The organism is Pseudomonas sp. UYIF39 (genome assembly GCF_029963765.1).
Classification (GTDB): domain Bacteria; phylum Pseudomonadota; class Gammaproteobacteria; order Pseudomonadales; family Pseudomonadaceae; genus Aquipseudomonas.
Genome location: NZ_JALBYU010000006.1, coordinates 229,306 through 253,659 on the forward strand (window position 1 = coordinate 229,306; position 24,354 = coordinate 253,659).

Sequence of the window (24,354 nt, forward strand, 5' to 3'; positions counted from 1 at the left end):
GCGCCTTATTTAGGGCGCCGCACCGCCCTCACCTTTCCACTGCCACCGCCGCCGCAGAAAAACTGCTCGGCGCCGTCCGATTCAAGCCCCGACACCCCGACGCCGGCCGGCAGTTTCACACTCTCCAGCACCTCACCGGTGGTCGAATCGATATGGCGTAACTCACTCTCGTCTTCTTCCCAGGTGCCATGCCACAGCTGTCCCTCGACCCAGGTCACCCCGGTGACAAAGCGGTTGGATTCAAGGGTGCGCAGAATCGCGCCGGTCTCGGGATCGATCTGATGGATCTTGCGATCCCGATACTCGCCGACCCACAGCGTCCCTTCCGCCCACGTCAGCCCTGAGTCACTGCCGCCAGGCGCTGGAATAGTCGCGAGTACACGGCCGGTCTCCGGGTCAATTTTCTGGATGCGATCCTCGGCGATCTGGAACAGGTGCTGGCCGTCGAAGGCGGTTCCGGCATGGGCGGCGACATCGATTGAACGCAGTGTCTTGCCGCTCGCAGGGTCCAGCGCGTTGAGTTTGTCGCCGGTGGCAAACCACACGTGCTGGCCGTCCCAGGTGACGCCATGCACCTTGTCGACACCGGCAAAGGGTCCATATTCACGAACGATTTTGGCTGCTGACTGTTTCATGTTGGCATTCCTCGTTACGGGGGTGTGGCGTTCATCCTAGTCACCCGGCAGCGGCACCGGGAGTAACAAGGTCGTCGCGAAACCCGGCACCGGCGGGGTCATCCAGCGACGTGCCCGGCCGCGACCGAACGACTGCACTTTGCCCGCGCGGGCCAGTTCTTCGAGTGCCCGTTGCACCGTCCGCTGGCTGGCACCGAGGGCCAGTGCCAGGGCCGAGCTCGACCACGACTCACCGTCGACGAGGAAAGCGAACACCCCCGCGTGCTTCTCTTCGACGTGTTGCGCCAGCACCACGACGTCAGAGGCAACCAGCGACACCAGCGCAAAACCACGTTGGGTTGCAGTGACGCCGGCCAAGGGTTTCAGCGCCGCGCGCAGTCGCCCGACTTCGACTCTCAACCGCGCGCGAAGGGACTCATCGGCGTGCTTCAAACGAAAGGCCTGGGTAATCAGCGTTTCCCTCGACACGTCGCCCGGCCACGCTTCGGCCAGTGCCCGTGCGAGGGCGAACAAGACCGGGCGTGTGGCGAGGGAAACCGACATGCCGGCGCCACGCACGACGTAGCGACAGGCGTCCACGACCAGCGACGTGGACGCCAGCAACGCTTCAACCTCATCTAGCAACAGCGGCCGTTCTTCGCCATGGGCAATCAAACGCGCGACGGGCGTGTTCAGGACAAGGGCAGCGTTTTCCACCTCGGCCGTCAGCGCAGGAATATCGGCGTCGCGCGCGGCGTGCTCGGCTCTTGTGAGTGCAGACCGCGCCTTGTTCGTCTCGAGTCGTCGCATCGCGATCCCGGCCACGACCAGTTCGTGGGCGGCACGCAATGCCGGCGGCAATGGCGCAGGGTCAAGCTCGGCGAGCAGCACGTCGGCCTCTTCGAGATGCCCGATCAGCAGCAAACGCCGAATCTGCAAATACCGCGCATGAGCGGCGTTCACTCGATCGCCGTGCGCCTCAAGCGTCACCCGCGCCGACTCGAGTGCCTTCACCGGCCAGCCCAACTCCCGGGAGGCCAGCGCGATCTCGGCCTCGGCAACCACACAGCGCGCTCGAGCCAAGACCTCCTTCGGCCCGAAGGCCCGCGCCGCCCTCTGCACCAGCGCCTTGGCTCGCACCAGATCGCCGAGTTGCGCCATCGCAATCCCGCGCAACGCCAGCGCCGGCGCATCGTCGCGCAACGCGACCCGGTTCAGCGCGCCGAGCGGATCACCCGCCGCCAGCGCCTGCGCTGCGGCCGTGATCAGCGAGTCCATCGGAGTCCCGCCACCGTTGTCACTCCCACCGTTGGACGTCCGGTGTTTAGTCTAATTCACGATCCTCCACCAGGCTCTTCCAGAAGCGCTCGTAACTCTTGTTTCGCAGCACGACAGGACAAGCATTATCTATGCACATGGGATTCCCATGCTTTTGACTTCGGTGAGCAACCGCATGTTTATCAGCGCCACACGACGCCCGTCCGGCGCCAACCGCTCCTCAACCCCATACGGCACAAACCCGAGCTGCGGATACAGAAGCAACCCCGCCGTGTTCTCGTTGAAGCACGACAGCTGCACCTCGCGTGCCCGATGACGTTCAAACGCGAGCCCCACCATCGTCTGCAGCAAAAACTTCGCGACCCCTTTCCCCCGAGCCTTGGGCGACACGATCACATTGCCTATCGCGCAAACGCCGTCGCGCTCAAACCTGTAAAAGTTAGCAAAGCCCATAACAGAACCGTCCGCCTCAACCACCGTTGAGTCGGAACGTTGAGCAATCGATGCCTGCAGTTGATCCACCGTCAGCGGGTACTGCGCCTTCGGGAACATAAAAAACAGCTCTTGGGGATTTTGGGGAAAGTCGCAAATCGTCAGGACATCTTCAGCGCTGACGGGACGGTAGGTGAGGTGCATGGTTTGGATCCATCCAAGAATGTGCGTAAGTAACGGCTTTCCCGCGTCTATGCTTCAAATAGACGCGGAGCCTTCTCGGATACTAGTAAAAGACTCAGCCTATCACGACCCAATACTCCCCCTATTAGCTGACTTCCCAACTGGGGTCTAACCTTGTTCGAGCGCCGGCACCATAAGCTGGCCGGTCAAGAGCTGATAAGGAGATAGGAATGGGTCAGAAACCTGACTAAACCTGCCGTAGGCCACCGTGCAGGCAACTCGATTGCCGCTGTTCAGAATTCCCCTGTGATCAAAACAATCAGTTGATCAAACTGCTGGCCCTGCAGCCTGTGTCATTGGTTTCGCCCGTTGCTGTTTAACGCCCACGTTGGGCCGGATAGCCGGATGAATACGACCAAAGGTAGCTCACACATGTCAAACGAATCGAAATGCCCGTTCATTGGCGCCGCTGGCGGTGGCACGACAAACCGCGACTGGTGGCCGAACCAACTGAATCTGAAAATCCTCCATCAGCACTCGTCCCTGTCCGACCCCATGGACGAGGACTTCAACTACGCCGAAGCCTTCAAAAGCCTGGACTTTGAAGCGGTCAAAAGAGACCTGACTGCGTTGATGACCGATTCCCAGGACTGGTGGCCGGCGGACTTCGGTCACTACGGGCCACTTTTCATTCGCATGGCCTGGCACGCCGCCGGTACGTACCGCACCGGTGACGGTCGTGGTGGCGCCGGTTCCGGCCAGCAACGCTTCGCGCCGCTCAACAGTTGGCCAGACAACGTCAGCCTCGACAAGGCACGCCGGCTGCTCTGGCCGATCAAGCAAAAATATGGCCGCAAAATTTCCTGGGCAGATCTGATCGTCCTTACCGGCAACGTCGCGCTGGAGTCCATGGGCTTCAAGACTTTCGGCTTTTCCGGCGGTCGTCCGGACGTTTGGGAACCAGATGAAGACGTCTACTGGGGCTCGGAAAACAAGTGGCTGGGCGGCGACACCCGCTACGGCAAAAAAAACGAGCCCATGCAAGAGCCCGGCGAAGGCCCACTCGTTGCTGAGCCGGGGGAAAATGAGGAGAGCCGCACCGACCAGGGGCGCTTCCTGGAGAACCCGCTCGCCGCCGTGCAAATGGGCCTGATCTACGTGAACCCGGAAGGCCCGGAAGGTAACCCCGACCCGGTCGCTGCAGGGAAGGACATCCGCGAAACCTTCGCGCGCATGGCGATGAATGATGAAGAAACCGTGGCGCTGATCGCCGGCGGCCACGCCTTCGGCAAGACCCACGGCGCCGGACCTGCCGACAATGTCGGCGCCGAGCCCGAAGCCGCTGGCCTCGAAGCGCAGGGCTTTGGCTGGAAGAACAGCTTCGGCACCGGCAAAGGCCCGGACACCATCACCAGCGGCCTGGAGGTGACCTGGACCACCACGCCTACCCGGTGGAGCAACAACTATCTGGAAAATCTGTTCGGCTTCGAGTGGGAGCTGAGTAAAAGCCCGGCCGGTGCGAACCAATGGATACCGAAAAACAACGCCGGTGCCGGCATCATTCCGGATGCCCACGACCCGTCCAAACGTCGTAATCCGACCATGCTGACCACCGACCTGTCGCTGCGATTCGACCCGATCTACGAACCGATTTCCCGGCGCTTCCTGGCCAATCCCGACCAGTTGGCCGACGCGTTCGCCCGCGCCTGGTTCAAGCTGATCCACCGCGACATGGGTCCCCTCTCCCGTTACCTCGGCCCGGAAATGCCGAGCGAAGAGCTGATTTGGCAAGATCCGATTCCAGAGGTCGACCATCCTTTGGTCAACGACAGTGATGTCGCCGCACTCAAGAGCAAACTCCTGGCCTCGGGCCTGACCGTCTCGCAGCTGGTATCAACGGCTTGGGCGGCGGCTTCGACTTTCCGGGGCTCCGACAAACGCGGCGGCGCCAACGGTGGGCGTTTGCGTCTGGCCCCGCAGAAGTTCTGGCAGGCCAACCAGCCTGACCAACTGGCGAGCGTGCTGGCGAAACTCGAGGGTATCCAGAGCGAGTTCAACAGCAGCGGCAAGAAGATCTCGCTGGCAGACCTGATCGTGCTGGCCGGTAACGCGGGCGTCGAACAGGCGGCGAAAAATGCCGGTCAACCCGTGACGGTACCGTTCACACCAGGACGGATGGACGCCTCCCAAGAGCAAACGGACGTGGAGTCTTTCGGCTTCCTCGAACCCATCGCCGATGGCTTCCGCAACTACCTCAAAGGCAGATACAGCGTAGCGGCCGAGCAGCTGTTGATCGACAAGGCGCAACTGCTGAGCCTCACCGCGCCAGAAATGACCGCGCTCATTGGCGGCATGCGCGTGCTGAACACCAACGTCGGACAAACCAAGCACGGTGTATTCACCAAGCAGCCGGAGGCGTTGACCAACGACTTCTTCAAGAACCTGCTGGATATGGGCGTGGAATGGAAACCGGTGTCGGAGGCTAACGAGGAGTTTGAAGGGCGCGATCGCAAAACCGGCGAAGTGAAGTGGACAGGCACTCGCGTCGACCTCGTCTTCGGCTCGAATGCGCAGTTGCGAGCGTTGGCGGAAGTCTATGCAACCGCTGATGCGCAGGAAAAGTTCGTTAAAGACTTCGTAGCCGCCTGGGCCAAAGTGATGGACCTGGATCGCTTCGACGTTAAGTAACACGAGCGGTATCGCTGAAACTGCAACGCCTCCCACTGTGGAGGCGTTGTGCTTTTTGTCACTTGACGCCTCACACCGTCAGATGGGAAAACGTGCGTGGCCCGGATGCAAGCGTTGGATTCAACACGAATCAAGGAAGACTCATCAAACCATGAAAACCCTACTGTGTTTGCTGATCGCCACCGGCGTCGGCACCGCGCTGCAATACGCTGGTATCCCCCATGGCCTGTTGCTCGGTTCGATACTCGCCACCGCGTTGATCGCCAGCAACTTGCGTTTTTCCCCCACGCTGCCCTTCAGCCTTGGCTACGTGCAAATCGTATTGGGGATCGCGACCGGTCTGATGTTCACGTCGTGGAATAGCCAAACGGCGGCCGCCATGTTGCCGAGCCTGGGCTTCATGCTGCTGGGCCTGACGGTCCAGAGCGCCGTGGCCGGTTTGTGGCTGCTCAGAGTCTCGGGATGGAACCCGAAGGACTCCCTGTTAGCCGTGTATCCGGGCGCACTCGCCGCCGTGTTCGATTTGCTCGAGTCCGAGCGCGCTTCCAGCAAGGTGATCGTCGTGCACTTGGTGCGACTGTTATCGATCACCGTGCTGGTCAGCTTTTGCATTCCCGGACAGACCGACGTGGCACTTGCCGAGAGCAGCCCGCTGCTTACGAGTACCGCGCTGACCCTGCTGTTACTGATCGCCTTGTGCCTGTTGCTCGGCCGCTTGCTGTTGCGTGTCGGCGTTCCAGCACCGTTCATGCTCACCGCGATCGTCGTCACCGGCGTCTACCTCAAGCTGGGCTATCTCCAGGCCTTCCACCTGCCGTCATGGAGTGTCGACACCGCCGTGGTCCTCCTCGGCGTGCTGATCGGCTCGAAATTCAAAGACATCAGCCTCGCAGACCTTATCCGCCACGGACGGGCCGGACTGATGGCCGTCGCCCTGATGCTGCTGATCGCAGCGGCGTTTGCCGCAGTGGCCGGACGGGTACTGGGCAGCGATCCCTTGTCGCTGTGGCTGGCGTACATGCCTGGCGCCATCGAAACCATCGCCCTCGTCTCCTTCAGTGGCGGGCTGAACGTGGTGTTCATCCTGACCCATCACCTGGTGCGGATGGTGGTGCTGCACTTCGCGCCGGCGTTGGTCGTTCAGGCGCGGCGCTGGCGGGAGGATGTCTGATCGCAGGAAGGATTAAGTGGGAGAGATCGTGGCCAGGGCACCAATCAAAATGGTCAACACCAGAAATCCACCCAGGAAAATCGCCATCTTGCCCATTGGGCCTCCTACATTATGAGTTTGCGGTGCAGCGGTTGCCGCGACTGCGGAGCGTGCCGTTATTGTGAGCCGGCGGCTGTGTGCATTACAGATGCAGATAGCGCGGGAAAATACGGATCAGAACACCGAACTGGGGCTAGATCGCCTTTAAACATCAATTCCGCCAGGATCTATTTATGCCGCTGAGTTTTCATAAGATGCACGCCAATGGCGATGACTTCGTCATTGTGGACTCGCGAAACGCGGCCAATCCAATGACAAGTACCCTGGCTCGGCGAATGGGTGATCGGAACCGAGGCGTCGGGTTCAATCAACTCGCGGTGGTGCTCGATTGCGATGATGCAGATGCGCGTTTGATGTTTTGGAATGCAGATGGCTCCACGCTGGATGCTTGTGGCAGTGCAACGCGGGGCGCCGCGGATATGCTGATGCGCGAATCAAATATTACTTCGATAGCACTCCGAACCAACCGCGGCCTACTCACTTGCGAACGAGCTTCAACCGGCGCAATTTCCGTCAACATGGGGGAGCCACTTTTCGGCTGGTCGGACATTCCTCTGTCGCTGGAACGGGACACTGCTGTTTTGCCACTTGCTGGTAGCCCAATAGCTTGCAGCATGGGAAATCCGCACTGCACCTATTTTGTGGACGATCTAACGGCCATTGATATAGCGACAATCGGACCGACAATCGAAACCAATCCCCTATTCCCCCTCAGGACGAACGTGCATTTCGTCCAGATCATTAACCGAAAGCACATTCGGTTGCGCATCTGGGAGCGCTGGGGTGGTATTCCACTCGGTTCAGGTTCCTGCTCTTGTGGCGCCGCTGTTAACGGAATTCGTCGTGGTTTGTTAGACAACTCCGTTGAGGTTGAATGTGATGGCGGAACGGTAACGGTTCAATGGGAGGGCCTGGGACCTGTGTTTCTTATCGGACCGGTAGAGACAACATTTTCGGGAATGATCATGGATGGTTTATTGCAAGCTTTATAGCTGCTATATCGTGATAAACAGAGGCGGTCCAGAGGACTCGGAACCCTACCCGGATGCTTGGGTAGCAGAGCACCACGCCTAGTTGTCAACGCTCAAAAATGGATCGAGGATAGGGAATGAGTATTTTCAGTCGAATAAAAACTTTCGTAAGACGTGGCCAGGAAGAGCAAGTTGCCGGCTACTCCATACCAGAGTTGAAATCGGTTTTTGCTGAGCCTCTATCCCGTCTCCCTCGGTCTCTGACCGACTATCCGCAAGTGGTATATTTGGACGATATCGGTATCTCGGCCTATTACTCTGCTTTCTTAATCGGCAATGAAGACGCTCATAAGTTTTCGGCACTTGTCGAATCGAATTTCAGGTTCAAGACTGAAAAACTATTCAACGACCTTCCCGTAAAACGTTATTCCGACATCCGAGAAAACAACCACCTGATCTATTTCAGATCCGACGGTGAATTTAACACCACAACAATCCAGATGGTTACGAACAGCGTGGAATTTCTAAACATCATTAAGCTTGAGAAACTGGCCGTTCCGCCACCCTGGATAGCGTTTGAGGGGTACAACCCTTCTTGGTGGGGAGGCGATATGCAAGGCGCTCAGGGATACTATAACGAGAGCTACTTCTCACCGTTTTTCACAAATTTAAGCGCAGCAGAAAGGGAAATTTATTACGCAAGATACAGCGCTCCGAATGATTGGATAAAAAGCTTGAAATTAATGTACGACGTTGAGTGATCGTTTACGTTTCTGGGGCCGCTTCGCAGCCCAACGGGGGCAAGCCCCCTCGCCACAAAAAAACTCGTCAGCCTTAGCATTTCGTAATCTGCAAGATCGAATTCCGGACACAAAAAAGCCCACTGACCGTCACCGGTTCAGTGGGCTTTTGATTGGGCGTCTAGTTACAGAGCCATATCAGTAGCAGCATTAGCTTTTGGCGCCTTAGCCGGAGCAGCCGGAGCAGCCGGAGCAGCCGGAGCCACCACCTGACCCATCACCGGCGGCGGAGTCAGTTGCAACACCTTGGCGGTGTAAGCCCACTCCTCAGCCACCTTCTCAGGGCTGCCATTCAACTGAGTGCCATAGCTCGGCACGATCTGGTGCAGCTTCTCCTGCCAGGCTGGGGAAGCAACCTTGTCCTTGAACACTTTCTGCAGCACGGTCAGCATGATCGGCGCAGCCGTCGAAGCGCCCGGCGATGCGCCCAGCAGACCCGCGATGGTGCCGTCTTGCGAGGCAACGATCTCGGTACCCAACTTCAGCACGCCGCCAGCGGCTTCATCACGCTTGATGATTTGCACGCGCTGGCCGGCTTGCCACAGGCGCCAGTCTTCGGCTTTGGCGTTCGGGAAGTATTCTTTCAGGGCGTTGAGGCGGTCTTCGTCAGACAGCATCAGTTGGCCGGCGAGGTACTCGACCAGCGGGTATTCCTTGATGCCGACTTTGGTCATTGGCCACACGTTGTGCGTGGTGGTGGTGGTCAGCAGGTCCAGGTACGAGCCTTCTTTCAGGAACTTGGTGCTGAAGGTCGCGAATGGGCCAAACAGAATGACGCGCTTGCCGTCCAGAACACGGGTGTCCAGGTGCGGAACCGACATTGGCGGTGCGCCAACGGAGGCTTTGCCGTAGGCCTTGGCCAGGTGTTGCTCGGCGATGGTCGGGTTTTCGGTCACGAGGAACGAGCCGCCAACCGGGAAGCCTGCGTATTCCTTGGCTTCAGGAATGCCGGACTTCTGCAGCAGGTGCAGTGCACCGCCGCCCGCGCCAATGAACACGAACTTGGCGTCGGTTTCGGTTTTGGTGCCGTCTTTCAGGTTTTTGTAGCTGACGCGCCAGCTGCCGTCTGCGTTCTTGGTGATGTCTTGCACTTCGCTAGACAGCTTCAAGTCGAACTTCGGCGTGGTTTGCAGGTGCGCGACGAACTGGCGGGTGATCTCGCCAAAGTTCATATCGGTACCGATCGGGCTCCAGGTGGCCGCGACTTTTTGGTTCGGGTCACGCCCTTCCATCATCAGCGGAACCCACTTCTTGATCACAGCCGGGTCTTCGGAGTACTGCATGCCGGCGAACAGCGGGCTCGCTTGCAGGGCTTCGTAGCGCTTCTTCAGGAACTTGATGTTGTCATCGCCCCACACAAAGCTCATGTGCGGCGTGGAGTTGATGAACGAACGCGGGTTCTTCAGCACGCCTTGCTGGACCTGCCAGGCCCAGAACTGACGGGAGATCTGAAAGGCTTCGTTGATTTCAACGGCTTTCGGGATCTGAACGTTGCCTTTATCGTCTTCCGGGGTGTAGTTCAACTCGGCCAGGGCGGAGTGACCGGTACCGGCGTTGTTCCAGCCGTTGGAGCTTTCCAGGGCGACGCCGTCGAGGCGCTCGACCATTTCCATCGACATACCCGGTTCCAGCTCATTGAGCCAGACACCGAGGGTCGCGCTCATGATGCCGCCGCCAATGAGCAGCACATCGACTTTCTTCGCCTCTTCCGCATGCGCGGACGCGATCCCCATCGACAAAGCCAGCCCCAGCAGGGCCGTGTTCATTTTTTTAAACATGTGTAGCACCTATGATAAAACGCCATCCGCCCTTCCATCCTCATGCATGAGGCCCCCTGGTTCACGGCATGCAGGCAGCATGCTGTGGGTTGCGCACTGATCAGGATTGGAGGGTGGGCACACAAGGCCGATTTATGCATCGACCTCAGTTTATATGTCCCTACTGAACTGACTTTTTATCATTATTGGCTTCAGCTACTTGAGCGACAGTGATTCTGTTGGCGCGTCTCAAGGACGCACAAACTGAATAGGTCGTAGCAAGTTGGGGCGAAGAATATCACGACACGGCAAACCCGCGCGTCTGTTCCCGACTTGATAGTCCGGGCACGGGCGCTGAGCCCACTATACTCATCGTGATTTTATAGACGAGCCTGTGAGGAGCAGTCATGAGCGACAAAGACGATTTGCGCAAATATTCCTCCCAAGTGGTCGACGGCGTGGAACGCGCGCCGGGACGATCCATGCTGCGCGCAGTGGGTTTCACGGACGAGGACTTCAAGAAACCGCAGATCGGCATCGCCTCCACGTGGGCGATGGTCACGCCCTGCAACATGCACATCGACAAGCTTGCGATTGAAGCCGAAAAAGGCGCGAATGCCGCCGGCGCCAAGGGTGTCATTTTCAACACCATCACCATTTCCGACGGCATCGCCAACGGCACTGAAGGTATGAAGTATTCGCTGGTGTCGCGGGAAGTGATCGCCGATTCCATTGAAGTGGTGGCCGGCTGCGAAGGCTTTGACGGTCTGGTCACCGTGGGTGGTTGTGACAAGAACATGCCGGGCTGCCTGATCGGCATGGCGCGGCTGAATCGCCCTTCCATTTTCGTGTATGGCGGCACCATCCGGCCGGGCGCTGGCCACACCGATATCATCTCTGTGTTCGAGGCCGTGGGTCAGCACGCGCGGGGGGATATCAGCGAGATTCAGGTCAAGCAAATCGAGGAAGTGGCGATTCCAGGCCCAGGCTCCTGCGGCGGTATGTACACGGCCAACACCATGGCATCCGCGATTGAGGCGCTGGGCATGAGCTTGCCCGGTTCCAGCTCTCAGGACGCCGTCGGTAGCGACAAGGCTTCGGACAGTTTTCGCGCTGGTCAGCAGGTCATGGAGCTGCTCAAACAAGACATCAAACCGCGCGACATCATGACCCGCAAGGCCTTTGAAAATGCGATTCGGGTGGTGATCGCCCTCGCCGGTTCGACCAATGCCGTGCTGCACCTCCTGGCCATGGCGCATGCCGTGGATGTCGAACTCACGCTGGATGATTTCGTCGAGTTGGGCAAGGTGTCTCCGGTGGTGGCCGACCTGCGCCCCAGCGGTCAATACATGATGAGTGAACTGGTGGCCATCGGCGGCATCCAGCCACTGATGAAGCGCATGCTCGCCGCCGGCATGCTGCATGGCGATGCGCTGACGGTCACCGGCAAAACCCTGGCCGAAAACCTGGAAAACGTACCCGATTACCCCGAAGGTCAGGACGTGATCCTGCCCTTCGACCACCCCATCAAAAAGGACTCCCATTTAGTGGTGCTGCGCGGCAACCTTTCGCCCACTGGCGCTGTGGCCAAGATCACCGGCAAGGAAGGCTTGCGCTTTGAAGGCACGGCTCGTGTGTATCACGGCGAGGAAGGCGCGCTGGCCGGTATCCTCAACGGCGAAGTGAAAGCCGGCGACGTGATCGTGATTCGCTACGAAGGCCCCAAGGGCGGCCCGGGCATGCGCGAAATGCTCTCGCCGACTTCGGCGGTGATGGGCAAAGGGCTGGGCAAGGACGTTGCGCTCATCACCGACGGCCGCTTCTCCGGCGGTTCACACGGTTTTGTGGTGGGCCATATCACGCCCGAAGCGTTTGATGGCGGGCCGATCGCGCTGATTGAAGACGGCGACAAGATCACCATCGACGCCGAAACACGGCAGATTACGGTCGATGTTTCCGACGCCGAACTGGCCGAGCGTAAAACCCGCTGGGTGCGCCCGGAATCCAAGTACAAACGCGGGGTGTTGGCCAAGTACGCGAAGACGGTGTCCAGCGCCTCGGAAGGCGCCGTGACGGATAAGTACCTCTAAAGCATCAAAGCCGAAACCGATCCACCGACTGCGACAGCTTGCCTGCCAGGGTGGACAGTTCATCGGTGGTCGAAGCAGTCCGGCCAATGACCTTGCTGTTGCCTTCGGACATGCCGGCAATCATTTCGACCTGATGGGCGATTTCATTGCTGGCCAGGCTCTGCTCACCGATGGTGCGGGTGATGTCGTTGACTAGCTGAGTGGTGTTCAACGTGGCGTCGAGGATTTCGCGGATGGCGCGCTCGACGTCAGCGGTCACGGCCATGCCTTTGTCGACCTGCGCCACGCCCGCCTCCATGCTGGTCACCGCCTCGCGGGTGCTTTGCTGGATGCGCGACACCATCGTGGCAATTTCCTGGGTGGAGGCACTGGTCCGTCCCGCCAGGCTGCGCACCTCGTCGGCCACCACGGCAAATCCACGTCCCTGCTCACCGGCGCGAGCGGCTTCGATCGCGGCGTTGAGCGCCAGCAGGTTGGTTTGATCGGCGATGCCCTTGATCACCTGGATGATGCTGAAAATCCCTTCGGACTCCTTGTCCAGCGTGCGGATCACCTGGGCCGATTGCTGCGCCGAACGCGCAATACCGTCCATGTCGTTGACCACCTGATGGATCACACGACCGCCATCCTTGGCCAGTGCCTCGGCCTGATTGGCCATGTTCAGCGCACGCTCGGCGTGCCGGGTAATTTCCTCGATGCTCGCGGTCATTTCGCTGGCCGCCGCTGCCATGGTGCTGGCGGCTACGCTTTGCTGCTGGCTGCTGCCGGCCACTTCGTGGCAGCCACTACTCAATTGCTCACTCATGCCGCTCACGCCGTGGGCGTTGCTGCGCACGACTTCGATCATGCCGCGCAGGTCACGTTGCATGGTCGCGAGGCTGCGAATCAGGGCGCTCGCTTCGTCGTTGTGAGTGGGCTCGACAATCGATTCGCTCAGGTTGCCATGGGCGATCCTGTCGGCGATGCGGCTGGCGGTCTGCAACGGCCCCATGATGCTCAGCATCACCGAGCGCCCCTGGGCCAGCAGCAATAACAGGCTGGCGATCAGGACGCCGCCGAGGGTGAAGTTGGCGTTACTGATGACTTTCTGAGTGCCGACACTGGTCTGTTGGGTGTTGGTTTCGATCAGTTCGCTGAGGGCGGCCATCTGATCTTCCAGCTGGCTGAATACGCTACTGAAACTGCCCAGTTGTTGCTGCGCGGCCTCCGGATTTTCCAGCGCCAGTGCGACGATGCGTTCGGCTACGCTGATGTAGGTATCGAGGCTGGGCTTGATCTTGTTCAGGCCCGCTTTAAGGGTGTCGTTGACCGGCAGCTTGAGGTTTTCACCGAGCATTTCACGAAAATGCGCCGCATGTTCCTCGATGGAGGTGCGCACCTCGGCTTTGCTGCTGGTGCTTTTGCCCAACCCGACCAGCATCGCGGACAGCACGTCGGCGCGTAACGCGTCGTGCATCATGTCGGCTTCGAGGTGATTGCGCAGCACGGCCATACTGACCTCGTTGTCATTCACCGCCTCAGCCATCTGGGTGTTTCCCAGGTAACTGACCAGACTCATGATCAACGCGGTAATCAGCCCGGTGCCAATCAGCAGAATCAAACGTAATTTTATGGACACTCTGTGGATCCTCTCTTAGCACGTTTGTCAGTGGCGTGAAGCCAACTGCGGATTGGTTTGCTGAAAAGGTTATCGGCTGGCACGAGTGGTTAATGAAGCGAAGTACCCATACGCGCATGTCTTTACGACATGCGGTATGTTTTTTCGGTTTTGAGGGCGCCCGAATCAGGCAGCAGAGAAGAAGTATCGCGTCAGGTGAAAGAAGATCGGCGCTGCGAAGCAAATCGAGTCCATCCGGTCGAGCATGCCGCCGTGACCTTTGATCATGGTGCCCCAGTCCTTGGCGCTCAAACTGCGCTTGATCGCCGACATGACCAGGCCACCGAGGAAGCCCATCACCACGATGACGAACGACATCATCAGTGACTGCCAGAAGCTGAAGGGGGTCATCCAGAACATGCAGCCGCCAATCAGCGTTGCGGACAGGCCGCCACCGACCAGACCTTCCACCGTTTTTGACGGACTCACCAGCGGCGCGACCTTGTGTTTGCCGAAGAGCTTGCCGAACACGTACTGCAACACGTCACTCAACTGAACGACGAACACCAGATAGAACAGCAGCAGCGCGTTTTGGCCCGTGAATCCTTCCAGATCCAAAAGCAAAAGCGCGGGCGCATGGCTGATGCAATAAATGCAGATCATCACGCCCCACTGGATTTTTGCCGTCCTTTCCAGGAAGCCGTCAGTGTCCTGACTCAGCACCGCAATCGCCGGCAACAGCAGGAATGAATACACCGGAATCAGCAGCGTAAACATCGAATACCAGTGAGTACCGATCAGAATGTATTGCAGCGGGATCAGGATGAAAAACGCCGAGAACAGGGCGTTATGGTCACCCCGTCTGGTCGGCGTCAGGGTGATGAACTCCCTGAGCGCGAACAGTGAGATGAATCCGAACAGGACGACCGTTGCATTGCCGCCCAGCAGGTAGGAAACGAAGAAGATGATGACCATTCCCCACCAGGCATTCACGCGCTGATTGAGGTTTTCGATGGTCGAGACAGCGCCTTCCGTTTTGGCCCGCCGGGCCAGCAATCGACCGGCGAGCGACGCAATCGCCAGCAAGCAGGCCAATCCAAAAAAGAACCACAAAAACTTTGCTTCAAGACTCATTTCGACAGCCCCACAATGGCGTTACGCGCGCGTTCCAGAAACACCTGTTTGTCCTCGCCAGCAATCCTTTGCATCGGATTGCCGATACGGATCGTGCAGATGATCGGCAGAGGGACGTGTTTGCCTTTGGGCATGGAGCGATGAAGGTTTTCCAGGTAGATCGGCACCAGATCGACATCGGGGAAGGTCTCGGCCAGCCGGAAAAGACCTGATTTGAATTCCCCGGGCAGTGCCTCGGATGAGCGAGTGCCTTCCGGAAAGAAGATGATCGAATGACCTGCCTGCACCACATCGAAAATGGGCTCCAGCGCGTTTTTACCAGGCGCCGGTTTACGGTCAATCAATACGGCATTCAGACCTTTCTGGGAGATGTACGACAGAAAACGGTTCTTTCCCCAGTAATCGGCAGCGGCGATCGGCTTCACATTTAACCTGGCCTCGGGCGGCAGGGCCGCAATGATGGCCAAGGTGTCCATGTGACTGGTGTGATTGGCGAAATAGATTCGCTGACGCGAGAGGTCCGGTGGGCTCTCCCATCTGGCCGTGACGCCAATAACCAGTCGAAGAACAGAAATCAGCGCATTACTGATCCACATGGTCGGCCCCCTTCAGCTGCTTGGCGATCGCCAGCGTTCGCGTGACGCAGGTTGCGATTGAGCCAATGGCGATGACAGCCAGCGCGATCAACAGTCCGTAGTGAGTGCCGTAAACGGATGCTTCGACGGCATTCAGCAGCAGTCCTGCGGTCATCACGGCCATTCGATGCTGCTTGGCCATAGGGCCGATGAAGGTCTGCTTGAGGCCAATCGAGCCGCCGAACACCCTGACATAAGCAGTAAGGGCAGCGGCCAGGGCAGCAAACCATCCGAGGTCGGATTGCCCAATGGCATACCCCAGCCCAACGATCAGCAAGCTGTCGGCTATCCGGTCCGGGAATTCGTTGTAGAGACTGCCGATATCGGACTTCTTGCCGCCTTCTATCGCCACCATCCCATCGAAGAGATTGCACAGCAGGCGCAACTGAATGCCGATCGCGCAGCAGATCGATCCAATGACACCACTATCGATATTGAGCGCCACGACGCCGGCGAACGCGAAGGCAATGCTGGCGACGGAGATCTGATTGGGGGAAATGTCTCTTTTCACCAGAATGTCGGTGATGTGTTTTGCCCAGCCCGCAGAGCGCGTCTTGATGGGTCTTCTGTTGTCATCCACTGGCCAATATCCCTATAAATGATGAGTTACTACAGATCGCATTGTAGTGGCGAGTCGCGCTGACCACACCCCGCAATATGCAAAACCGTTGGCGGTGTTATCGATTTTTTTTGAACACCGTTACGCCCTTAAACCTCGAGACAAGCCCTCAACGCACGTTCGTTTTTTTCTCGGCCGTATGCTAGGTTGTACGACGACCGATAAGTGATATTTTCACTTTCGCTCCGACGACCCACAACAACAAGGAAACACCTATGAAAAAAGTGAAACTGCTGATTGGATTCTTGTGCCTCTTCAGTGGCTACGTAGCCGCCGCTCCTGTTTCCGCGGACAAAGATGTTGCGCAAGCTGTCGATCATCTGACGCAGGCCATGTTGCACAAGAACATTGCTGATCTGAAAGCGCTGACCGCCGAGAACCTGACCTACGGGCATTCCAGCGGGAAGATCCAGGACAAAAAAGATTTCATCGCCGATATCGAAACAGGCAAAAGCGCGTTCAAAACGTTAGAGATGCAGAACCAGACCATCACCGTATCGGGTGATGTAGCGTTGGTCCGCCATCACTTCTCGGCACAAGCGCTCAAAGGCACCGAAGTGGTTCCGACGGAAATCGAGAACTTCCAGATTTGGCAAAAACAGAAAGGCCACTGGTTGCTGGTAGGCCGACAAGCGTTCAAGTTCTGATTTTTGTTTAACGAAGGGGACGCCGGTTAGCCAGGCTACGGTGTCCCTACCGCCGGCAAACGCGCTGAAGGCGGGTTGGCCGGACGCGTTCAAGTATTAAAACCAGGTTTCCATTTGTATCCCGTATTGCCACACACCTCCGTCGCTGAAGTCTGTCTTGCCGAAGTTGTCTGTGGAACTGTATCTGTCCAGATCCGAAGACCAGTTCATGAAACTTGCGAACACTCGTAATTCGGGACGTGTGAGAAGGTCTCCAACGTCAGGCTTGAATGTTGGGGCGACAGTGAATTTCCAAAAGTTACCGTCAACCGCATTACGTTGTAGATAGCCCTTGGGGTCGAGATTCATGGTTTGCCAGCTCATTTCGTAGGCCATCTCGAAATTGCTGTTGATTGCATTGGCCAAACGCATGTTCAGGGTCATCCAGCGGTAATTGTCACCCTTGACGTATCTATCCTTGCTTTGTTCGGCCAACAAGCTTGGGCCGATGCGCCAACCAGGCGCAATGGGGGTCTCGCCGTAAAGTGCCAGACGTAGAGCGCGGGCATCGTCAATCAGCTCACCATCCGAGCCGACATTCTTGACCTCTGCCCCCAGCCCTTGCCCGTAGAGCAGCGCCGTCTTGAAGAAGCCTTCCCTGCCGAAAAAGTTTTTCTGATGATTGGCGATCATGCTGTGCAAGCCGGAGTCCGCAGGCGTCAGCCCTGCTTCATTGCGGCGAGTGCCAATGTCGTTTTTCTTTGAGCCAATGGCGTTGAACATCCACTGCCATTGACCACCGTCGAAGAACTGGTTTGAGGTCAGGATGTAGCTTTCCACATCGGCGTTGATACCGCCCTCACTGAAATCCCCGTAGTTACGACCGATCAAAGAGTAATTCGAGCGCCAGTTCTTGTTCATCTGCACATCATAGATACCACCTCCGGTGCCGGCCAGATAGACCACGTCGGAGTCCAGCCAGTGGATATCGAAGTTATCCCTATCGAATCGTTTGCCTGCCCACAAGGTGGAGTTCTCGAACACTGAGTTGCCCTTGAAGGCGGCGAGATGATCGAGTTCGGTAAAGACCTGACGCACGTTCAGGTTGCTCTCGTCGGCCGTCCAGTCATTGGAGCTTTCCACACCATCGGCGATGGACACCGTGAATTTGGAACGGGTGCCATTCTGCGCATAGGTTTCTTTCGACAGATCTATGCGCATGTAGGTGTCGTCTTCGTTGCCGAGTCGCCCGACTGCACCACCGACTGAACCTGCAGGGGTTGTATACGGGCCGCCACGACCGCCACCCAGTCCATCGTTAATCAGCAATCCGGAACGGGCATAACCCTTGAAGCTGAAGCCGTCAGTGAGGTGTCCGCTGCTGCCCTGTTTTTCCATGCTTTGCTGACGGGCTTCGAGTTTTGCCAGTCGGGTGTCCAAAGCAGGCGCCGAAATGGCTGCGGCAGTAGACGCAGCGGGCTGCAAGGCGGGAGCTGCGAGTTTGATTTGCTGCAATTCCCTGGCGAGTGCCTGGGTTTGCTGTTCGGCTGCGGCTGCACGCTTTTCCGCTGCGCTAGTACGGGCTTCAAACGCGGCCATGCGTTCTTCCAGAGTCGCGGCCTGAGAGGTTGCCGCCGATGTGCCGAGCACGCCTGCGAGTAGCCAGCCTGGTGCTTTCTGCATGTGGATTTCCCTGTTCTGTTTTTATTGTTTTGTTTCCGCGACCGGCCATTTTTCGTGAGTTATGAATTGTCGTAATCAACGAAAAAAAGGATGCCTCATCGCAAATACGCTGCTACATTTGGCGGTGTTAACGTTAACTTTTCTAAAAACAAAAATAAAGGGGGCTCTATGAAACAGCTGAAATCTCTCCTTCCAGCAGCACTGCTCACCCTCTGTGCCGGGCTTCCATCCCTCTCGAGCGCAGCCAATTTGACGATCTCGTGTGGTGCGGTGGGTGCGGAGTTACAACTCTGCAAGGAGGCAGTCGAGGCGTGGTCGAAACAAACCGGCAACAACGTCGAGGTGGTTTCCACGCCTAACTCGGCGACCGAGCGGTTGTCGTTCTACCAACAGATCCTCAGTGCGCAGTCCGCCGACATCGACATCATTCAAATCGATATGGTGTGGCCAGGGATGCTCGCCAAACACCTGATGGACCTGCGCGAGGTGCTTCCCGCCAACGCGACCCAAGGCTATTTCCAGGCACAGGTGGATAACGCCACGGTGAACGGACGGCTGGTGTCGATGCCGTGGTTCACCGACTCGGGCTTGCTGTATTACCGCAAGGACTTGCTCGAGAAATACAACAAGCAAGTCCCCCAGACTTGGGAGGAAATGACCGCTACCGCCAAAGATGTACAACAGGCCGAGCGCACTGCCGGGAACCCCAATGCGTGGGGTTACATCTTTCAGGGGCGCGCCTACGAGGGTCTGACGTGTAATGCGCTGGAGTGGATCAGCAGCCAACCGGAAGGCGGACTGGTCAATCCACGAGGTGACATCGTGGTCAACAGTCAGGCCTCAAGAACGGCTTTGGCCCTGGCGAAAAGCTGGGTAGGAGACATCTCCCCGCGTGGCGTACTCAATTACACCGAGGAAGAAGGCCGTGGCGTATTCCAATCGGGAAATGCGCTGTTCATGCGTAACTGGCCTTATGTCTGGGCCCTGGTGCAAAGCCAGGACAGTGCCGTAAAAGACAAGGTTGGGGTTGCTCCCCTGCCCCGTGGCGGCAAGACCGGCACCCATGCATCCACCCTCGGTGGCTGGGGTCTGGCGGTGTCGCGTTACAGCGCCCATCCAAAACTTGCCGCAGAGCTGGTGAGCTATCTGAGCAGTGCCCAAGAGCAAAAACATCGTGCCCTGATAGGTGCCTATAACCCGGTTATCGAGTCGCTCTATCAAGATCCCGAACTGCTTGCGGCAATGCCTTATTACAGTCAGCTGCACAGCATTCTCAACGATGGGGTCATGCGCCCCGCATCAATAACCGCCGATCGCTATCCACGGGTCTCCAATGCGTTCTTCGATCGAGTGCATGGCGTGCTGGCGGGCGAGTTGCCTGTCGATCAGGCGCTGGCCGAACTGGAAAGCGAACTCACGCGCATCAAACGCCGGAACTGGTAAGCCACAAGGAAGGAAATCACCATGTCTGTCTCTACTACCCATGCCCCCTGTGACGAGCTCCTGCTCACCAGGGAAACGCTCGTACAACGTCGTCGAGTACGCGCTGCCTGGCTGTTTCTGACACCGATGTTGCTGTGTCTGGCCCTGGTGGCGGCCTGGCCGCTACTGCGAACATTCTGGTTCAGCCTGACCGACGCCAACCTGGCAGACACCGGTGGCGGAACCTTCATAGGTTTGAGCAATTATCTGTTCCACAACGGTTCCAGCTGGTCGGGCATCCTGGTCGATCCTCAATGGTGGAACGCCGTGCGCAACACCTTGCATTTCACCGTGGTGTCGGTGGGACTGGAAGTCGTACTGGGACTGCTGGTGGCGTTGCTGCTAAACATCAAGTTCACCGGCCGTTCTCTGGTGCGTGCGTTGATTCTGATTCCGTGGGCGATTCCGACCATTGTCTCGGCGAAGATCTGGTCATGGATGCTTAACGACCAGTTCGGCATCATCAATCACCTGATGCTGAGCCTCGGCCTGATTGACACCCCTCTGGCCTGGACGGCAGATGCGTATCTGTCGATGTGGGCAGTGATCATCGTCGACGTCTGGAAGACCGTCCCTTTTGTCACGCTGCTGATGCTGGCGGCCTTGCAGATGTTGCCGAGTGATTGCTACGAAGCCGCCAGGGTCGATGGCATTCATCCGCTGAAGGTGTTCTGGCGTGTCACGCTTCCCCTGCTCATGCCCGCACTGCTGGTGGCGGCGATCTTCCGCATCCTCGACTCCCTGCGGGTTTTCGACGTCATCTATGTGCTGACCTCGAACTCATCGAGCACCATGAGCATGTCGGTGTATGCCCGCCAGCACCTGGTGGAGTTCCAGGACGTTGGTTACGGCAGTGCGGCCTCGACGTTGTTGTTTTTAGTGGTTGCGGTAATCGCCATGCTTTATCTCTACCTCGGACGCCGTCAACTGGAGGTCCGGTCATGAACCTACGCCTACTGAAAAAAGCGCTGTTGCGCCTCGGATTCTGGTGTCTGATCGGAGTGTTGCTGCTGTATGCGGTTTTCCCCTTCTACTACGCCATCGTGACTTCGCTGAAGCCGTCCAGCGCCTTGTTCGAGGTGAGCTACTGGATCGAAAACCCCGACTTCTCCAATTACGCGGCGGTGCTCAATCAAGCCTCATTCCTGCGGGCGATCGGCAACTCGCTGGTGGTTGCACTGTGCGTGGTGACGCTGGCGCTATTCCTCAGTCTGACTGCCGCCTATGCCTTGGGCCGGGTGAAGTTCCGTGGGCGTGGCACGGTCTTGATGATGGTCCTTGGCGTGTCGATGTTTCCTCAGGTCGCGGTGCTGTCGGGGCTGTTCGAAGTGATCCGCGCCCTGGGCCTGTACAACACGTCCTGGGCATTGATCCTGAGCTACACGATTTTCACCCTGCCCTTCACCGTCTGGGTGCTGACCACGTTCATGGGGCAACTGCCCCATGAACTGGAAGAAGCGGCAATCATGGATGGCGCCTCGCCCTGGGTCACGCTGACCCGAGTGCTGTTGCCGCTGCTCTGGCCCGCACTGGTCACCACTGGCTTATTGGCCTTTATCGCAGCATGGAACGAGTTCCTGTTTGCCCTGACCTTCACCCTCACCGACACCCAACGCACGGTGCCGGTCGCCATCGCCTTGATTTCCGGCGGCAGCCCTCATGAGTTGCCTTGGGGGTTGTTGATGGCCGCCTCGGTGGTGGTCACCGTCCCACTGGTGATTCTGGTGCTGATCTTCCAGCGCCGAATCGTTTCCGGTCTCACTGCCGGCGCGTTAAAGGGTTGATGCCCAACAAAGACAAGGAACAGCATCGTGATCAAATTGAAACTGGACAATGTGAACAAACAACTGGGCGGCATGCGGATTCTTCGCGACGTCAACCTGGAAATCGCGGCGGGTGAATTCGTGGTGTTCGTCGGCCCTTCGGGCTGCGGAAAGTCGACCCTGCTGCGACTGATCGCCGGACTGGATTCGATCTGCGGCGGTAACTTGGTGATCGACGGGCGTCGGGTCAACGACCTGGAACCGCGCGAGCGTGGCGTCGGCATGGTGTTTCAGTCTTATGCGCTATACCCGCACATGAGCGTCTACGACAACATCAGTTTTGGTCTCAAACTGGCCAAGACTGAAAAGACCAGCCTGCGCGAGCGCGTGCTGAAAACTGCGCAGATCCTGCAATTGGACAAACTGCTGCAACGCAAGCCAAAGGAACTGTCCGGTGGGCAGCGTCAGCGTGTGGCCATGGGCAGAGCCATGGCGCGGGAACCGGACATTTTGTTGTTCGATGAGCCGCTCTCCAACCTGGATGCATCGCTGCGGGTGCAGATGCGCAACGAAATCGCCCGGCTGCATGCTCGGCTGGGCTCGACCATGATCTACGTCACCCACGATCAGGTTGAAGCGATGACCCTGGCCGACAAAATTGTCGTGCTCAACGGCGGGCGCGTAGAACAGGTCGGCTCACCACGCGAACTCTATGAGCGCCCGGCCAGTCGCTTTGTCGCCGGTTTTCTCGGTTCGCCCAGAATGAATTTTCTGCCGGCGCGCCTGCAGACACCAGGCGAAACCAGCCTGGTCGATACCCTCGTATGGGGTATCACGCCCCTGCCCTTCGACAGCTCGAACCTGGCGACGGGCACGCAACTTAGCCTGGGGATTCGCCCGGAGCATGTGTCGCTCAAGGCGGCGGATGGTGCCGCTGGTGTCGTCGTTACCGCGGTCGAATACCTGGGCAGCGAAACCTATGTGCATCTCGATACAGGTCAAGACGAGCCACTGATCTGTCGTTGCGAAGTCAGCGCCGGATGGCAAGCGGGCGATCGGGTTGAGCTGCAGCTGGACATCGACAACCTGCACCTGTTCGACGCCGACGGCGCGGCCTTGAGGCGCCACCCACAAGCCATTGAAACCCTTCCGGACAGCGTCTCTCTGCGCTCGGCACGAGCAAGCGCCCTATGACTGTGTATTTGAATCCTATGAACGAACCAATGTCTTGCGCCCTTGACCTTGCGCAGTGTGCGCTGAGTGATGGTCTGTCTCGCATCATCGACGATTATCGGCCCGGCTATCATCTTGCCCCTCCCGCGGGCTGGATGAACGACCCTAACGGGGTGGTGTACTTTCGTGGCGAATATCACGTTTTTTATCAACACTACCCCTTTGAAGCGAAATGGGGCCCGATGTATTGGGGGCATGCCAAGAGTGCCGATCTGGTCCATTGGCAGCATCTGCCCATTGCGTTGGCGCCTGGCGATGAATTCGACCGTGACGGTTGTTTTTCCGGTAGCGCGGTGGTGTGTGGAGATACCCTGGCCCTGATCTACACCGGGCACACCTGGTTGGCGGACGTGGGTGACGAACGCCACATCCGTCAGGTCCAGTGCCTGGCCACCAGTGTCGACGGCATCCGGTTCGTCAAGCATGGCGCCGTCATCGAGACCGCGCCGCAAGACACGATCATGCACTTTCGTGACCCCAAGGTATGGCAGGAGGATGACTGCTGGTACCTGATTGCCGGCGCACGTCAGGGTGATGTGCCGTTGGTCCCGCTGTACCGTTCCACGGATCTGCATAGCTGGGAGTTCCTCGACTATGTGTCCAGCGGCAGCGCAGGCGATGGCTATATGTGGGAGTGCCCGGATCTGTTCCGACTGAATGGACGCGATGTGCTGCTGTACTCCCCCCAGGGCATGCAACCTCAGGGTTACGATCGGCTCAACAAGTACCAGACTGGTTACCAAGTGGGCCGACTCGACAGCGAATGGCACTTCACGGGCGGGCCTTTTATCGAGCTGGATAACGGTCATGATTTCTATGCAGCGCAAACCCTACTGGCCGCCGATGGTCGACGCCTTGTGTGGGCGTGGCTCGACATGTGGGAAAGCCCGATGCCGACCCAGGCCCATCACTGGTGCGGCATGCTCAGTTTGCCGCGCGAACTTGAACTGTGCGCCGATCGCCTTTGCGTGTATCCGGCACGGGAGCTCACCGCACTGCGCAAAGCGCCATTGCCGGGCACGTCTTGGTGGGACGAGTCGGGAACCCGGCGGGTGCCGGAAGTGAATGGCGACATGCTCGAAATCCATGTGCATCTGGATCTGCTCGGCTGCACCGACGGCCACCTCGGAGTCGCCTTGCGTTGCAGCGATGATGGTCATGAAGAAACCCTGCTTTACTACGATGCATTGCTGCAGCGCCTGGTGCTTGACCGCAGCCGCTCGGGTGCGCAAGTCACAGGTCAACGCAGCGTGGCGATAGACCCGACACAAGGGCGGCTGGAATTGCGTGTGTTCCTCGATCGCTCGTCCATCGAGGTGTTCGACGAAAACGGACGCTTCAGCCTCAGCAGTCGCCTCTATCCGCGACCCGACAGTCTGGGCGTGAAGCTGCTGGCCAGCGGGAGTGGCGGGCGTGTCTCCATTCCCAAGGCATGGCCTCTGGCCTCGGGATGGCTATGAGCAGCGTCATTCGAGTCGCGAGAAGCCCGGGCCCTGTGT

At 58.3% G+C, this 24,354-nt stretch carries 20 protein-coding genes; 11 read left to right on the top strand and 9 right to left on the bottom strand.

Features of this window, described 5'->3' with window-relative positions; translation table 11 throughout:
- Positions 1-5: 5 nt before the first annotated feature.
- From MO767_RS10860 to MO767_RS10870, 3 genes are all read right to left on the bottom strand, one after another.
- A complete protein-coding gene (locus MO767_RS10860; RefSeq protein ID WP_282480465.1) occupies positions 6-635 on the bottom strand; it encodes a PQQ-binding-like beta-propeller repeat protein in 630 nt (209 codons plus the stop codon).
- Positions 636-671: 36 nt separating this feature from the next.
- Positions 672-1,892 (bottom strand): helix-turn-helix domain-containing protein, encoded by a 1,221-nt coding sequence (locus tag MO767_RS10865; RefSeq protein ID WP_282480466.1) that lies wholly within the window; start codon positions 1,890-1,892, stop codon positions 672-674.
- A gap of 129 nt (positions 1,893-2,021) precedes the next feature.
- Positions 2,022-2,528, bottom strand: coding sequence for a GNAT family N-acetyltransferase (locus tag MO767_RS10870; protein ID WP_282480467.1), 507 nt, complete (start codon positions 2,526-2,528; stop codon positions 2,022-2,024).
- 411 nt (positions 2,529-2,939) lie between these two features.
- On the opposite strand from MO767_RS10870, the gene katG reads away from it, so the two are divergent.
- From katG to MO767_RS10890, 4 genes are all read left to right on the top strand, one after another.
- Entirely contained in the window at positions 2,940-5,195 is a 2,256-nt protein-coding gene (katG, locus tag MO767_RS10875; RefSeq protein WP_282480468.1) for a catalase/peroxidase HPI, read from the top strand.
- Between the two features lie 151 nt (positions 5,196-5,346).
- The gene (locus MO767_RS10880; protein ID WP_282480469.1) at positions 5,347-6,366 is read left to right on the top strand and encodes an AbrB family transcriptional regulator; all 1,020 of its coding nucleotides are present in this window, start codon (positions 5,347-5,349) and stop codon (positions 6,364-6,366) included.
- A 272-nt stretch (positions 6,367-6,638) separates the two neighbouring features.
- Positions 6,639-7,457, top strand: coding sequence for a diaminopimelate epimerase (gene dapF / locus MO767_RS10885; RefSeq protein WP_282480470.1), 819 nt, complete (start codon positions 6,639-6,641; stop codon positions 7,455-7,457).
- 116 nt (positions 7,458-7,573) lie between these two features.
- Positions 7,574-8,197 (top strand): hypothetical protein, encoded by a 624-nt coding sequence (locus MO767_RS10890; protein ID WP_282480471.1) that lies wholly within the window; start codon positions 7,574-7,576, stop codon positions 8,195-8,197.
- 164 nt (positions 8,198-8,361) lie between these two features.
- On the opposite strand, the gene mqo is transcribed toward MO767_RS10890, so the two are convergent.
- A complete protein-coding gene (gene mqo / locus MO767_RS10895) occupies positions 8,362-10,014 on the bottom strand; it encodes a malate dehydrogenase (quinone) (protein ID WP_282480472.1) in 1,653 nt (550 codons plus the stop codon).
- A 386-nt stretch (positions 10,015-10,400) separates the two neighbouring features.
- Here mqo and ilvD point away from each other — a divergent pair, with 386 nt between their 5' ends.
- Positions 10,401-12,083, top strand: a complete 1,683-nt coding sequence (ilvD, locus tag MO767_RS10900; RefSeq protein ID WP_282480473.1) for a dihydroxy-acid dehydratase — start codon at positions 10,401-10,403, stop codon at positions 12,081-12,083.
- A gap of 4 nt (positions 12,084-12,087) precedes the next feature.
- On the opposite strand, the gene MO767_RS10905 is transcribed toward ilvD, so the two are convergent.
- From MO767_RS10905 to MO767_RS10920, 4 genes are all read right to left on the bottom strand, one after another.
- Positions 12,088-13,701 (bottom strand): methyl-accepting chemotaxis protein, encoded by a 1,614-nt coding sequence (locus tag MO767_RS10905; protein ID WP_282480474.1) that lies wholly within the window; start codon positions 13,699-13,701, stop codon positions 12,088-12,090.
- Positions 13,702-13,866: 165 nt separating this feature from the next.
- Positions 13,867-14,814, bottom strand: a complete 948-nt coding sequence (locus MO767_RS10910; RefSeq protein WP_056745391.1) for a phosphatidate cytidylyltransferase — start codon at positions 14,812-14,814, stop codon at positions 13,867-13,869.
- On the bottom strand, positions 14,811-15,410 hold the full coding sequence (locus MO767_RS10915; protein WP_282480475.1) for a lysophospholipid acyltransferase family protein: 600 nt from the start codon (positions 15,408-15,410) through the stop codon (positions 14,811-14,813). Before MO767_RS10915 ends, MO767_RS10910 begins: the two co-directional genes overlap by 4 nt.
- On the bottom strand, positions 15,397-16,029 hold the full coding sequence (locus MO767_RS10920; protein WP_282480476.1) for a CDP-alcohol phosphatidyltransferase family protein: 633 nt from the start codon (positions 16,027-16,029) through the stop codon (positions 15,397-15,399). The genes MO767_RS10915 and MO767_RS10920 overlap by 14 nt, the downstream gene beginning before the upstream one ends.
- 254 nt (positions 16,030-16,283) lie before the next feature.
- On the opposite strand from MO767_RS10920, the gene MO767_RS10925 reads away from it, so the two are divergent.
- A complete protein-coding gene (locus MO767_RS10925; RefSeq protein WP_282480477.1) occupies positions 16,284-16,715 on the top strand; it encodes a nuclear transport factor 2 family protein in 432 nt (143 codons plus the stop codon).
- Between the two features lie 96 nt (positions 16,716-16,811).
- Here the strand turns inward: MO767_RS10925 and MO767_RS10930 are convergent, their stop codons facing one another.
- Positions 16,812-18,377, bottom strand: a complete 1,566-nt coding sequence (locus tag MO767_RS10930) for a carbohydrate porin (protein WP_282480478.1) — start codon at positions 18,375-18,377, stop codon at positions 16,812-16,814.
- Positions 18,378-18,545: 168 nt separating this feature from the next.
- On the opposite strand from MO767_RS10930, the gene MO767_RS10935 reads away from it, so the two are divergent.
- The 5 genes from MO767_RS10935 to MO767_RS10955 are packed head-to-tail and all read left to right on the top strand — an operon-like array spanning position 18,546 to position 24,315.
- Positions 18,546-19,820: an ABC transporter substrate-binding protein gene (locus tag MO767_RS10935; RefSeq protein ID WP_282480479.1), complete on the top strand. Its 1,275-nt coding sequence runs from the start codon at positions 18,546-18,548 to the stop codon at positions 19,818-19,820.
- 21 nt (positions 19,821-19,841) lie between these two features.
- Positions 19,842-20,804: a sugar ABC transporter permease gene (locus MO767_RS10940; protein WP_282480480.1), complete on the top strand. Its 963-nt coding sequence runs from the start codon at positions 19,842-19,844 to the stop codon at positions 20,802-20,804.
- Positions 20,801-21,643, top strand: a complete 843-nt coding sequence (locus MO767_RS10945) for a carbohydrate ABC transporter permease (RefSeq protein WP_008074255.1) — start codon at positions 20,801-20,803, stop codon at positions 21,641-21,643. The genes MO767_RS10940 and MO767_RS10945 overlap by 4 nt, the downstream gene beginning before the upstream one ends.
- Before the next feature lie 27 nt (positions 21,644-21,670).
- Positions 21,671-22,816: a sn-glycerol-3-phosphate ABC transporter ATP-binding protein UgpC gene (gene ugpC, locus MO767_RS10950; RefSeq protein WP_282480481.1), complete on the top strand. Its 1,146-nt coding sequence runs from the start codon at positions 21,671-21,673 to the stop codon at positions 22,814-22,816.
- Positions 22,813-24,315, top strand: a complete 1,503-nt coding sequence (locus tag MO767_RS10955) for a glycoside hydrolase family 32 protein (protein ID WP_282480482.1) — start codon at positions 22,813-22,815, stop codon at positions 24,313-24,315. The genes ugpC and MO767_RS10955 overlap by 4 nt, the downstream gene beginning before the upstream one ends.
- The last annotated feature ends 39 nt before the right edge of the window (positions 24,316-24,354 follow it).